The 13,252-nt window shown below is 69.5% G+C and carries 13 protein-coding genes; 4 read left to right on the top strand and 9 right to left on the bottom strand.

From position 1 onward, the window contains the following. The first annotated feature begins 370 nt into the window (after positions 1-370). Positions 371-2,350: an acyl CoA:acetate/3-ketoacid CoA transferase gene (locus ACYQPG_RS28160; RefSeq protein ID WP_419830761.1), complete on the top strand. Its 1,980-nt coding sequence runs from the start codon at positions 371-373 to the stop codon at positions 2,348-2,350. A 5-nt stretch (positions 2,351-2,355) separates the two neighbouring features. Here the strand turns inward: ACYQPG_RS28160 and ACYQPG_RS28165 are convergent, their stop codons facing one another. Both ACYQPG_RS28165 and ACYQPG_RS28170 read right to left on the bottom strand, forming a co-directional pair. Next, positions 2,356-3,297, bottom strand: a complete 942-nt coding sequence (locus ACYQPG_RS28165) for a 2-hydroxyacid dehydrogenase (protein ID WP_461232212.1) — start codon at positions 3,295-3,297, stop codon at positions 2,356-2,358. Between the two features lie 98 nt (positions 3,298-3,395). Then, complete coding sequence (locus tag ACYQPG_RS28170) at positions 3,396-3,656, bottom strand: hypothetical protein (protein WP_419830763.1); 261 nt, start codon at positions 3,654-3,656, stop codon at positions 3,396-3,398. Positions 3,657-3,845: 189 nt separating this feature from the next. Between ACYQPG_RS28170 and ACYQPG_RS28175 the strand changes: the two genes are divergently transcribed. Then, positions 3,846-5,318 (top strand): MFS transporter, encoded by a 1,473-nt coding sequence (locus ACYQPG_RS28175; protein ID WP_147906217.1) that lies wholly within the window; start codon positions 3,846-3,848, stop codon positions 5,316-5,318. A gap of 48 nt (positions 5,319-5,366) precedes the next feature. Here ACYQPG_RS28175 and ACYQPG_RS28180 read toward each other — a convergent pair whose 3' ends face one another. Together ACYQPG_RS28180 and otsB are read right to left on the bottom strand one after the other, a co-directional pair. Further along, entirely contained in the window at positions 5,367-6,353 is a 987-nt protein-coding gene (locus ACYQPG_RS28180) for a glucokinase (RefSeq protein WP_461232517.1), read from the bottom strand. A 102-nt stretch (positions 6,354-6,455) separates the two neighbouring features. Further along, complete coding sequence (gene otsB / locus ACYQPG_RS28185; protein WP_147906219.1) at positions 6,456-7,199, bottom strand: trehalose-phosphatase; 744 nt, start codon at positions 7,197-7,199, stop codon at positions 6,456-6,458. A gap of 118 nt (positions 7,200-7,317) precedes the next feature. Here otsB and ACYQPG_RS28190 point away from each other — a divergent pair, with 118 nt between their 5' ends. After that, positions 7,318-7,827 carry a DUF427 domain-containing protein gene (locus ACYQPG_RS28190; protein WP_461232213.1) on the top strand — a complete coding sequence of 170 codons (510 nt, stop codon included), beginning with the start codon at positions 7,318-7,320 and terminating at the stop codon, positions 7,825-7,827. Positions 7,828-7,885: 58 nt separating this feature from the next. Beyond that, on the top strand, positions 7,886-9,109 hold the full coding sequence (locus tag ACYQPG_RS28195) for a serine hydrolase domain-containing protein (RefSeq protein WP_461232214.1): 1,224 nt from the start codon (positions 7,886-7,888) through the stop codon (positions 9,107-9,109). Positions 9,110-9,176: 67 nt separating this feature from the next. On the opposite strand, the gene ACYQPG_RS28200 is transcribed toward ACYQPG_RS28195, so the two are convergent. The 5 genes from ACYQPG_RS28200 to ACYQPG_RS28220 form a co-directional block, all read right to left on the bottom strand. After that, positions 9,177-9,791, bottom strand: coding sequence for a DUF2147 domain-containing protein (locus ACYQPG_RS28200; protein WP_147937977.1), 615 nt, complete (start codon positions 9,789-9,791; stop codon positions 9,177-9,179). Between the two features lie 212 nt (positions 9,792-10,003). Beyond that, complete coding sequence (locus ACYQPG_RS28205; protein ID WP_461232215.1) at positions 10,004-10,534, bottom strand: GNAT family N-acetyltransferase; 531 nt, start codon at positions 10,532-10,534, stop codon at positions 10,004-10,006. A 157-nt stretch (positions 10,535-10,691) separates the two neighbouring features. Further along, a complete protein-coding gene (locus ACYQPG_RS28210; RefSeq protein WP_147855581.1) occupies positions 10,692-10,901 on the bottom strand; it encodes a hypothetical protein in 210 nt (69 codons plus the stop codon). 272 nt (positions 10,902-11,173) lie between these two features. After that, positions 11,174-11,374 (bottom strand): hypothetical protein, encoded by a 201-nt coding sequence (locus tag ACYQPG_RS28215; protein WP_461232216.1) that lies wholly within the window; start codon positions 11,372-11,374, stop codon positions 11,174-11,176. Positions 11,375-11,447: 73 nt separating this feature from the next. Then, the gene (locus ACYQPG_RS28220; RefSeq protein ID WP_147906225.1) at positions 11,448-12,551 is read right to left on the bottom strand and encodes a helix-turn-helix transcriptional regulator; all 1,104 of its coding nucleotides are present in this window, start codon (positions 12,549-12,551) and stop codon (positions 11,448-11,450) included. Positions 12,552-13,252: the final 701 nt, after the last annotated feature.

The following is a 13,252-nucleotide window of genomic DNA, read 5'->3' on the forward strand; positions in this document are numbered from 1 at the left end:
GGCTGCGCCGTCGCGGCGCGCATCTCAAGACGGGTTCGAGGCGGGACATACCAGTCCGACCGGCTCGCCAGGAGCCCAAAAGCATCACCCCATCAGGGTGGGCAATGCGGTCACACAATTTTTCTGACCCTACGCCAAAGACTTTTTCAGCAGCACGTCCGGGTCATTATGCGTTAGCATGACGTCACGGGCTTGTTTTTACTGCAATGCCGCAAATCTTTGATGCGGCGCAACAGTGCTGACGGTCAGAAATTTGGTCGACAATGCGCTGAACCCTGCGGGCTCTGCGTCGCCGGCCACTAACAGACTCGGAGACGGACGGCGCACACGCCGTCCGGACATCCGGGCCGGAGGGAGGATCGTGGGCTTCATGAAGAAGAACAAGGTCATCACGGCGGACGAGGCGATCGCGCTGATCCGCGTGAACGACGTCGTGACCACCACGGGCTTCGTCCAGAGCTGCATCCCGGAGGCGCTGCACGCGGCGCTGGAGAAGCGCTTCGTCGAGACCGGTTCGCCGCGCGGCCTGACCCTGATCATGACCGCCGGAGCGGGCGACAGCAAAGGCCTCGGCACCGGACGCCTGCATCATGACGGCCTGCTCGCGCGGGTCATCGCCGCCAATTTCGGCCGGATGCCGAAGGTCGCGCAGGCTGCGCAGAACAACCTGATCCGCGGCTATAACCTGCCCCAGGGGGTGATCTCGCAGCTCTACCGGGCCTGCGCCGCGGGCCAGCCCGGCCTGTTCTCGAAGGTCGGCCTGCAGACCTACGTCGATCCGCGCCACGGCGGCGCGAAGGTCAACACGCTGACCACGGAGGACATCGTCAAGCTGGTCGAGGTCGATGGCGAGGAGTGGCTGTTCTACACCGCCACCAAGATCGACGTGGCCTTCATCCGCGCCACCTCGGCCGATCCGTCGGGCAACCTCTCCTACGAGAAGGAGGCGCTGACGCTGGATTGCCTGGCCCAGGCCATGGCGGCGCGCAACAACGGCGGCATCGTCATCGCCCAGGTCGAGCGGATCGTCGAGGACGGCTACCTGCTGCCCAAGGACGTGCGCGTGCCCGGCATCCTGGTCGACTGCGTCGTGGTGGCCGAGCCCGAGATGCACCGCATGAACTACGGCGTCATGCACGACGCCGCGCTCGCCGGCGAGATCCGCGTGCCCGTCACCGGCATCAAGCGGATGCCGCTCAACGAGCGCAAGATCATCGCCCGCCGGGCCGCCTTCGAGCTGCCGCCGAACGGCGTGGTCAATCTCGGGGTCGGCGCGCCGGAGGGCATCTCGTCGGTGGCCAACGAGGAGAAGATCACCCCCTACATCACCCTCACCACCGAGGCCGGGGCGGTCGGCGGCGTGCTGGCCTCAGGCTCCAGCTTCGGGGCTGCCACCAACGCCGACTGCATCATCGACCAGAACCAGATGTTCGACTTCTATGACGGCGGCGGCCTCGACATGACCTGCCTGGGCATGGCCGAGTGCGACGAGGCCGGCAACGTCAACACGTCGAAGTTCGGCGGCAAGCTGAACGGCTGCGGCGGCTTCATCAACATCTCGCAGAACGCCCGCACCGTGGTGTTCGCCGGCACCTTCACGGCGGGCGGGCTGGAGATCGCCGTGGACGACGGCGTCGTGCGGATCGTCAGCGAGGGCCGGGCGCGCAAGTTCGTCACCCGGGTCCAGCAGAACACCTTCTCGGGCCCCTACGCGGTGGAACGCTCGCAGCCGGTCCTCTACGTCACCGAGCGCTGCGTGTTCCAGCTGACCGCCGACGGCCTGGAGCTGATCGAGGTCGCGCCCGGCATCGACATCGAGCGCGACATCCTCGCCCACATGGATTTCAAGCCGGTGGTGCGCAATCCTGTGCTCATGGACCCGCGCATCTTCCGCGACGAACCGATGGAACTGCTCTCCGATCTGCTCAACCTCGATCTGTCCTCGCGCATCAGCTACGACGGCGAGCGCAACATCCTCTTCATCAACCTGGAAGGCTGGTACTGCCGGGTCAAGAGCGACATGGACGAGTTGCGCATGAGCATCGTCGGGGCCTGCCGCAAGGCCGGCCAGCGGGTCAACGCCGTGATCAACCACGACGGTTTCCGGCTCAACGAGAACCTGATCGACGACTATGCTGGGATGATCCAGTATCTCCAGGCGAACTACTACGCGACCACGACGCGCTACGTCACCAGCGCGTTCCTGCGCCTGAAAATGGAGGAGGCGCTGACCCGACGCGGCGTCGCCCCCCACGTGTTCGAGCGCAAGGAAGAGGCCCAGGCCTTCCTGGGCACCACCGACTCGAAGGCGCGCAAGCGGATCTCACCGGCGGTCGCCTCGGCCGCGTAGACGGATTAGTACCCTCGCCCCGCATCGACGCCCTGCGGCGGATGACCGGTGCTGCGGTATTCCCGCAGGTTGGCCGCCACCGTGGTGGCCGCCGAGTCCATGTCGGTGGGGCCGGAGATGTGAGGCAGCACGGTCACGCCCGAATGGGTCCAGAGCGGGGATCCGGCCGGCAGAGGCTCGGTGTCGAACACGTCGAGCACCGCATGCGACAGGTGACCGGAATCGAGGGCGGCGATCAGGTCCTCGGTCACCACGATCGGACCACGGGCGAAGTTGATCAGCGCCGCCCCGGGCTTGAGCGCCGCGAGCCGCGCAGCGTTCACCAGGCCGCGCGTCTCCGGCGTCAGCGGCACCAGGCAGACGAGGATGTCGCAGCCGCCGAGCATCGCCCCGAGGCCGTCCCCACCGTGGAACGTGGCGATGCCCGGGACGGCCTTCGGCGTCCGGCTCCAACCGGTGACGGGGAACCCCGCGCCGGTGAGCCGCCCGGCCGCCGCGGTGCCGAGCGCCCCGAGGCCGAGCAGGCCGACAACCGTGTCGGCGGGCTTGCGGTAGGGATACGGGCGCCAGACCCGCTCGCGCTGGTGTCGTGCGTAGGTGGGCATGTCGCGCTGGAGATAGTGAGTCCAGGCCAGCACCGCCTCCGCCATGGCCCGGGCCATCTCGCGATCCACCAGCCGGACGATCGGAAGCGGCCGGTCGAAGGCGCCGACGAGCTTCTCCACGCCGGCCCACAGGCTCTGCACCCAGACCAGGCTCGGCAGGGCGGCGACCTCCGCGGGATCGGGGTTGGCCACGATGGCGACCCGCGCGGCCGCACGCTCGGCCTCCGCCATCAGCCGGAACGGAACCAGCCGCTCACCCGGCATCGCGGCCGACAGGATCTGCAGGTACTCCGCCTCCTGGTCGGGCCCCTTGCAGCCGACCAGCGCGACAACCTCCGCCATCCCAGACCTCCGTCGACATTTCGGCTCATGCCCGATCCGGGCGATGCAGCCGCTGTGCCTGCCCGGAGCGTGATCGCCAAGTCCGGTGGCGCCCGCCGTCAGCGGGCCTCGATCAGCGCCGGGTAGACCAGGCGGACGCTGCGGCGGTCCTCGGGGATCGCGGTCGCGATGCGCTTGCGCAGGCTGCCAGTGGTGATCGGCACTGCAACCTCGGTGGGCCGCAACCGCCACCGCTCGGCCGCCGCCATCTCGATCCGCGGTTTCGGCCTGTCGAGATGGCGGTCGGCGCCCTCCGTGGGCACGGTGGCGAGCCCGGCCACCGTCACGGCGGCAAGCAGGCCGTAACGGGACCGGCGCAAGGGCCCGGAACGAGGTGACGGAGCGAACATGACAGGGAACCCGCGTGGACACGTCACCTGTGCCCATCACGCGTGAAGACGGGATCGAACCGAATCGATTCCCAACCTGTTCCCAACACCTGCGTCGAGTCGCGGTAAACACCCGGTCTTGAGGCACGGTAAACGAACCCATCGGGAGGATGCGCGAGCATGGCGAGCAAGGTTGAGGGGGGTGCCGGGACACCCGAGCGCGCGGAGATCGGACGCGTCATCGACACCGATATCTCCGCGCGCCTGGACCGGCTGCCGTGGGGTCGCTTCCACGTGCTCGTCATCGTGGCGCTCGGCATCACCTGGGTCCTGGACGGGCTCGAGGTGACGCTGGCCGGATCCCTGGTGGGCGCCCTACGCCAGCCGCCGATGTCGTTCTCGGAGTTCGACGTCGGCCTGGCAGCCTCCTGCTACCTCGTCGGCGCCGTGACCGGTGCGCTCGGCTTCGGCTGGCTGACCGACCGGATCGGCCGCAAGAAGCTGTTTTTCATCACCCTGGCCCTCTACCTGGTCGCCACCGCGGCCACGGGCCTGTCCTGGAACGTCGCCAGCTTCTGCGTCTTCCGCTTCTTCACCGGTGCGGGCATCGGCGGCGAGTACACGGCGATCAATTCGACCATCCAGGAGCTGGTCCCGGCCCGGGTCCGCGGCTGGACCAACCTGGTCATCAACGGCTCGTTCTGGATCGGCGCCGCGCTCGGCTCGTTCATGTCGATCGTGCTGCTGCGGCCCGAGGTGATCGATCCGGCCTGGGGCTGGCGCGTGGCGTTCTTCACCGGCGGCGCCATCGGCCTCGTGATCCTGCTGCTACGCACCTGGATCCCCGAGAGCCCGCGCTGGCTCGCCACCCACGGCTACGCCGCAGAGGCCGACCGGGTCGTCACCGGTATCGAGAAGCGCTTCACCGACGAGGGCGTCACCCTGCCGCCGGTGGACGAGAGCAAGCGCATGAAGGTCCGGACCCGGGACCACACCCCCCTGTCGGAGGTGTTCCGGGCCCTGTTCGTGACGAACCGGCTGGCCACGATGGTCGGCCTCGCCCTGATGGTCGCGCAGGCGTTCTTCTACAACGCGCTGTTCTTCACTTACGCGCTGGTGCTGGAGCGGTTCTACGATGTGCCGGGCAACAGCGTCGGCTGGTACCTGCTGCCGTTCGCGCTCGGCTCGTTCCTCGGCCCGCTGCTCCTCGGGCGGCTGTTCGACACGATCGGCCGGCGCCAGATGATCGCGTTCACCTACGGCATCTCGGCGGTGCTGCTCGTGGCCGTGGGCTTGCTGTTCCGGCTCGACGTGGTCGGTCCGGTGGGGCAGACCGCGGCCTGGATGGTCGTGTTCTTCTTCGCCTCGGCGGCGGCGAGCTCGGCCTACCTGACCGTCTCCGAGACCTTCCCGCTGGAGATCCGGGCACTGGCCATCGCGGCCTTCTACGCGGTCGGCACCGGCATCGGCGGCGTCTCAGGCCCGCTCCTGTTCGGCAGCCTGGTCGAGACCGGCTCCCGCGACTGGGTGCTGTTCGGCTACGGGCTCGGCGCCGCGCTCATGCTGATCGCCGCGATCGTCGGCGGCGTCTGGGGAACGGCTGCGGAGGGCAAGTCCCTGGAGGACGTCTCGAAGCCGCTCGCGGCGGCTTGAGCATCGAAGACCGTCAGGTGGCCTGGAGGGCTGCCTGACGGGGCTTGATCAACCCTCCTTCCGCCACACCTGCCCGTGGTAGACGAAACGCCTTCCCTCATTGGCGAGGGCCGCCAGGCCCCGGAAGGCGGGATCCTGGACCGTGATGACGCTGGTCGGGATCTGGCGCATCATCGCGGCGAAGGGCGCCTTGCGCTCGAACGCGTCGCGAAACCCGCTCTCCTCCAGAACCTTGACGATGCGGGGGGCGATGCCGCCGCCGATATAAACGCCGCTGGTGGCCAGGAAGGTCAGGGCGAGGTCGCCGCAGACGCGGCCGAGCAGACGGCCGAACAGCTCCAGCGCCTCGGCGGCGTGCGGGTCCGAGGCGTTCAGCCCGGCCTCGGTCACCGCCGCCGGATCGATCTTGTCGTGCGGCCGGCCGGTGCGGACATGCGCCACCGCCGCGTGCAGCCGCGCCAAGCCCGGGCCTGACAGCACCGCCTCGACGGTCACGCGTCCCTCGACGCGCTCCAACGCGTGCCAGACCTTCTCCTCGAACTCGTCCGCCGGGCCGATATCGGTATGCCCGGCCTCGGTGGAGACGATCGCCAGATGAGCGGCGTAGGGCACTAGGGCCGCCGCCCCGAAGCCGGTGCCGGGTCCGAGCACGACGCGGGCGCCGCCCGGCACGGCCGGACAGGGCCCGACCGGCGTGAGATCGTGCGGCTCGATATCGGCCGCGCCGGCCGCGACCGGCACGTAATCGTTCACCACCACCGCCGAGGAGAGCCCGAAATCCTTCGCGATGCGCTCGCCGCCGATCCGCCAGTGCGCGTTGGTGAGCTGCGGCTCCGGCCCGTCGACGCGTCCGCCCATCGCCAGGATGGTCGAGCGCGGGGGCGGCAGAGCGTCGCCGCTCTTGGCCAGCGCCGCCTTGATGGCGTGGGACGGATCGGGATGCTCGGCGGTGGCTTCGTGGGAGAGGAGCTGGGGCGCGGCACCCTTCTCGGCGATCAGGCCGAAACGGGCGTTGGTGCCCCCGATGTCACCGATGAGAACCGGGAATTCGAACATCGACGCGTAGCCTTTTCCTGGGCGGGCTCACCGCGAGGCAGACAGCGTGCCTGCCGCCGCGCCGCGAATGATAGGGCGGGTTCAGGCCGGCGGCAGGGCCTCGGGATCGATGCGGCCGCCCGCGGCCCAGTCCCGCAGCAGGGCGCGGACGGCGGCCGGGTCGGGCAGGCGCCGGGTGGCCACGGTGTCGCCGTCGCCGACCCGGACCGCGATGCCGCCATCCGCGTTCACGGACGCGAAGGCGATCTCGTCGGTCCGGTCGTCGCCGAAGAACACCGGGCGGCGACCCGCGTAGGGGGATCGCTCCATGAAGGCGCGGATCGCATGGGCCTTGGTGGCGTGGGCCGGCACGATCTCGCCCACCGCCTTGCCGAGCTGGAGCCGGTAGGCGCCCCCGAGCGACGCGGCCGCGTCCTTGACCAGCGCCTCGGCCCGACCGGCATCGTCCGCGCTCGCCAGCCGCCAATGCACCGCCACCGAGGCGCCCTTGTCCTCGATCAGGACGTCGGCGAGCGCCTGGCTCTCCGCACGAAGGCGCTCGACCTGACGGCGCAGCTCCGGATGGTCCTCCGCCTGCCCCCCCGACAACGCTCCGCCTACCCGATGCTCGACGCCGTGAAGCCCGGCCGCATCGAGGTGCGAGGGTGCCAGGAAGCCGTCGATCACCGAGACCGGCCGGCCGGTGACGATCGCGAGCGCCCCGCCGAGCCGGTCGCGCAGCCGCTCCAGGGCCTCGACCAGTCCGGGCTCGACCTGCACCGCGTCCGGCCGCGGGGCGATCTCCGCGAGGGTGCCGTCGAAGTCGAGGAAGAGAGCGATGTCCATCGCGGTCGGTCCCGGGCCGTGAATGTCGGCCCCGGGCTAGCACGAGGCGGCTGTTCGCGGAACGGTGAGAAGCTTCAACCTAGCGTTCAATGTGGATACGATATACGCCAGGGGCGTCATGGCACGCCCGCTCGCACGCCCCGTTCCCGATCCGATCCAGCCCGGCCAGCAGAGCGTCTGGGATTACCCGCGGCCGCCCCGGCTGGAGCGCGTGACGGAGACGCTCCGGGTGGTGCTCGGCGGGATGGTGATCGCGCAGACGGACGCCGGCTACCGGGTGCTGGAGACGTCCCATCCTCCAACCTACTACCTGCCGCCCGGCGACGTGCTGGCCGGCGCTCTCTCGGGGCCGCGCCGCGGCGGCATCTGCGAGTGGAAGGGCCAAGCCGTGCTGTTCGACGTGCATGGCGGCGACCGTCTCGCGCCCAGCGCCGCGTGGTCCTACCCCGATCCGACGGCGGGTTTCGACGCGATCGCCGGCTACGTCGCGTTCTACGCCTTGCCGATGGATGCCTGCTTCGTCGGCGCTGCTCGGGTCACGCCGCAGCCCGGAACCTTCTACGGCGGCTGGATCACCCCCGGCATCGTCGGCCCGTTCAAGGGCGGCCCGGGCACGATGGGCTGGTGATCTCGCTGGAGCCGCGCTTTATCCTCCTGGTCGAGCCGCACCGGCCCGAGGAGACGACATGAGCGCGCTGACCGAGATCGACCCGAAGGGCGCAGGGCTCAGCCCGGTGGGGCTCGCCCGAATCGCGCCGTGGATGGACCGGCTCGTGGCGGAGGGTCGGCTCGCCGGCCTGTCGGTCACCGTGGCACGGCGGGGCCGCATCGCCTTCGCCCGCGCCTGCGGACAAGCCGACCTCGCCCGCGGAACGCCGTTCACCCTCGATACGGTGACGCGGATCTACTCGATGACCAAGCCGCTCACCTCGGTGGCGGTGATGCAGCTCTACGAGCAGGGCCTGTTCCAGCTCGACGATCCGGTCGCCCGGGTGCTGCCGGACTTCGCCGAGATGCGCGTGGCCGTGGGCGGCAACCGGGCGAAGCTGGAGACCGAGCCGGCGCGTCGTCCGATCACCGTGCGCGATCTCCTCACCCACACGGCGGGCCTGACCTACGGCTTCATGGAGGCGACCCTCGTCGACGCGCAGTATCGTGAGCACGGGGTCGATTTCCTGGCGCCGGAAGGCAGCCTCGCCGACATGACCGCCCGGGTCGCCCGGATGCCGCTGCTCGCCCAGCCGGGCAGCGCCTGGAACTACAGCGTCGCCACCGATGTGCTCGGCCAGTACGTCGCCGCCCTCACCGGCCGACCGTTCGCGGACTATCTGCGCGATGAGGTGATCCGCCCGCTCGGCATGGTCGACACGGATTTCCACGTCCGGCCCGAACTGATGCCGCGCTTCTGCGCGACCTACGCGTATGACCGCGCGCGCCAACTCAGGCTGTTCGACGATTCCGTGGAGACCAGCTTCGCGAAAGTCCCGGCCATCGCGTCCGGCGGCGGCGGACTCGTCTCGACCGCATCGGACTATCAGCGCTTCTGCCGCATGATCCTCAACCGGGGCACCCTCGACGGGAACCGCCTGCTCGGCCGGAAGAGCGTCGCGCTGATGCTTGCGAACCATCTCACGGGGGATCTGGCGGCCATGGGCACGCCGCGCTTCGCCGAGACCTCCTACTCGGGGATCGGGTTCGGCCTGGGCTTCTCCGTGATGCTCGACCCGGCCCGGGCCCAGATCCTCGGCACGCCCGGCGAGGTCGCCTGGGGCGGCCTGGCCTCGACGGCCTTCTGGATCGACCCGGCCGAGGATCTCTCGGTCGTGCTCATGACGCAGCTCGTGCCGTCCTCGGCACTGCCGATCCGGCGGGAGCTGCGGGTCCTGACCTACGCGGCGCTCGACGATTGAGCGCCGCCGGAGCATCGTGCCGTCGGACGGTCGCCCGTCTCTGAACCGCGACGATGCTCCTCCTCGCTCATTGCGGAGCCGGAGCGTCGGCCGCGGCGGGCTTGGCCGACGGCTTAGCGCCTGCCTTGGCGGCGGGCCGAGGCGAGGTCGTGGCGAATTCCGGGTCGCTGCGCGGGCCGTTCGGCGTGTTGGTCGCGCCGGCAAGCTGGCCGGGCAGAAGGTCGACGACCTTGTTCCAGGTCTGCGACTTGCACAGGAAGGCGATCAGGCAGCCCCGAACCGTCAACTCGTTCGGCGCGTCGGTCCAGATGGTGACGTCGTAGGACTTGCCGTCCTCGGAATTGTAGATCTTGCCCTCGTAATGGGCGTCGGCGTTCGGCTTCAGGCCCAGGATCAGCTGGTGGCCGAGCGAGGGGCGCGCCTGCTTCTTCGGATCCGGGTTCTTGAAGTCGATCCGGGGCTCGCCCTTGTCGTTGAGCGGGACCTTCAGCCAGACCACGTAACCGCACAGCCGGTCGTTGGCGGTGCCGCACTTTTCGAGGCGGACGCGGGCGCGGCCATCCTCGGTGATGTAGGTGCCGCTGGGGTCAGCCGGTGTCGCGGCATGCGCGGGCGACCCGAGCGCGGCGAGCGCCAGGGCCGCGAGCGGCGCAACCCGCCGACCGATCGAAGACATCATCATACCCGAACTCCCCTGCCTCGCGCGCCCCGAAGGAACAAGACCACCCACTTTGCGGACGGCCCCCGCGCTCGCGTCATCGCGCTCTCGCCGGGCCGAGCACCGGGCGGCTTGCGCGTCCTGCCCGCCGTCTCTCGCGCGAAGTTGTCCGCATCATGACGGTGCAGTCTTGGGCTGAGTCGCGATGACCAGTCTTCGTGCCGATAGCCGGCCGGTCAGGTGCGGGACGGCGGGGCGCTCCGGCCGGGTCCGAGCGGTCGCTGCATCAAGGTCACGTCGAGCCAGCGATCGTGCTTGTAGCCCACGCCCGCGAGGGTGCCGACCGGCGTGAAACCGAAGGCGGCGTGGAGCGCCACGGAGGCGGGAGAGTCGCTCTCGGCGATGACCGCGACCATCGTCCGGCCGCCGATCCGTTCGGCTTCGACGATCAATGCGCCGAGCAAGGCGCGTCCGACGCCGGTACCCCGGGCGGAGCGAGCGACGTAGATCGAATCCTCAAGGGTCGAACGATAGGCCGCGCGCTGGTGATAGGGACCGGCATAGGCGAAGCCGGAGACCGCACCGCCGCTGATAGCCACGAGGTAGGGGAACCCGCCGTCGTTCAGGACGGCGAAACGGCGCCCCATTTCCACGGCATCCGGCGGCTCCAGCTCGAAGCTCGCCGTGCCGGTCCGGACGGCATCGCCGTAGATGGCCGCAATCGCCGGGATGTCGGCCTGGGTCGCGGGGCGGATCGCGTGGCTCATGGCCCGACCATACGGCTGCCGGAGCCAGAACGGCAATGCGCGACCACCCCGTGGGGCCGGGTGATCGCGCGCGGGTCGTCACGGGTGGATCGCGGTGCAGGACGGCGCGGGGATGGAGGCCCACCCGGCCCCGCGATCGCGGGGCCGCGCGCTCCAATTACTCGGCGGCGGACATCTCGGCGGTGAAGTGGCCGCACCAATCCTTGGAGGCCACCACCGGCCACAAGCCCTTGGACTGGGGAGCCGGCTGGCTGACCGGCGGGTTGAAGCGGCAGAGGCCCTCGTCGCCCTGGGCCTGGGCGCCGTTGAGCTTGTGGTCGTCGAAGAAGCGGCAGCTCTCGCAAGCGGCGTTCGCGGTACCGGTCATCGTCTCTCTCCGTCGTCGCAATGGCTTGCGGCAGGGACCGTTAGCTCGCCGCCCGCCTATAGTTCTTAATTAGAACAACTCCAAACAATGGTCAAGGGTTCTCCATCGTCGGGTGGCGCCGCGGATCGGGCGCCGGGCCGTCAGGCCCAACCCTGGCATCCGAAACGCGTGAAGCCGGATCCCCGGTTGGGGATCCGGCTTCACAGACCGCGCCGCATGGTGCAGGTCACCGCCGCCCCCATCGCGGGGCGCCGGTAATCGCGGGGATGCGATCAGCCCTGCTTGTCCTTCTTGTTGGCTCGGTGGTGGCCGATCGCACAACCGGCGGCGGCGCCCATCTTGCCGTGCCCGGCCATATGGCCGGCGACGCCGCCGACCACCGCCCCCTTGAGACACCCCTTCGCCTCGGCGGGGGCGCCGATCACGAGAGCTCCCATCGTCAGCGCGGAGGCCAGTGCGATCCGATACGTCATGGTGTTGTCTCCTGTCGTGTTGGTTGAAACGGCCTCGCGAGGCGACCCGTTCCGCAACCCGTCAGACGGCGAACTACCGCGCCAAGCCCATCACGAGCCGGAGCAGATCCGATTGCCGGGTCACGCCGGTCTTGGCGAAGATCGCCTTCAGCTGCGAGCGTGCGGTGGCGGCGGTGATCGCGAAGCGGCTCGCCGCCTCCGCCAGGGGAATCCCATCGGACAGGGCTTGAGCGAGGCGCGCCTCCGCGGGGGTCAACCGGTAGGCGGATTGAAGAACGAAGGCGGCGGGCGCCGTCATGGTCCCGGGAATGCTGGCCATCAGCAGCGTGCTCCCGCCCGCGAACAGGCCGCGGCTCGGACCGACCAGCGGGACCACGTGGAGCACGATCGGCGAAGCGTCCCGGCGGGACACCACGATCGCGGAGATCGGCGCCCGCCCGGACGGCCGCGACAGCGCCTCCAACTGGCGTGCCGCCTCACCTTCCTCGACGGCCAGGCGCCCACCTGCGAGCCTCAGGTCGCGGCCGAGGAGTGCCCCGAACGCCGTGTTCCAGTGCACGGCCCGCCCCTCGGAATCGAGGATCATGGCCGCTCGCTCGATGATGTCGAAGGCCTGCGTCAGGCCGGCCAAACGCGCCTTCTCGACCATCGCGGTGAGGAGGCCCGCGCGCCGGAGCAGCGGCGACAGGGTAGCCAGGCGCGCCTGCTCGTGCGGCTCGTACAGGCCCTGCGCCACCGTCCGCTGCAGGGCCAAACACCAGAGCCGGCCCTTCACCTCGAAGCCGATCCCGGCGAACCAGCGCAGCCCGCTGGAGGCCAGCAGATCCTGATAGAACGGCAGCCGCTGGATCTCTTCGGGGGTGGTGAAGTCCTGATCGACCGCGATGCCGCGGGCGCGGATCATCGGCATGCCGCGGAAGCGGTGATCCTCCCGATGCCAGCCCTCCTCGAAGTAGCGCTTCGAGGATTCGGCGAGCGAGGCCGTGGTGAGCGCATCCAGGGCCGTCCGGTCGGTGCGCAGGAGCAGCGCGCCCTCGCTCCCGGACGCCAGCGACACGCGCTCGATCAGATCGGGCCAGCGCGCCGGATCGACCACCGCCTCCTCCAGGTCCTCCTGAAAGGACGCCTCGAGGTCGTCGCTGAGGCGTGCGAACAGCGCGGGGTTCAGGCCGGGCATGGCGCTCGACTCCGGGCCGGTGAATGCCGGCATTCAGGACCGCGCCGCCCCAGCCTCGTCTTAATATCCAAGGCGATTCGATCAAGTTATTGTTAACCGATCGCTCAAGCTTGGGCAAGAGACTTAGGAGATACACTTTTCGATCGAACCTTTAGATCGATCGACAGTCATCGCGCCGACTGCGTTCGGATCGGACACCGCATCTGATTGGATCCGGCTCAGCGCGCCGTCACCGCATGCCTAAGACGGACCGTTGCACGATCCCGGGCGGCAAGGATCCTGAAATCCGAGCGTGACCGTTCCTTAAGATCCATCTGCAAGCAGGGTCGTTCCGTTGGCCGGCACCGCCACCACGCAAGCGCCGCCTTCGACGAGCCGATGCGTCCGGCGCGCAGCTGTCGCGGCCTGTCCGCATGCGCGGGCTCCGCAGTTTGCCACAGGCCGGCTTTCACAACTTCTGATAGAGTTGAGCGGGGCGAGCTTCAAGCCTCGTTAACCAAACCCGTCGATTGTATCGCTCTGCGCGGTTCGATCACGAGTTGTCATCGGACGGGCGCAGTCGAGCATGGTGCGGCTGAAGGTCGATGGCGTTTTCCCTGTCTGCGTTCCTCGGCGCGGCGACCCGGCGCGCCCCCCGGGCATCCCGCGTCGCGGATCATCCACGATGCCGCGCCGCCGCGCTGGCGGTGCTCGCTTGCGCA

This window comes from Methylobacterium sp. CM6246, from assembly GCF_054818005.1.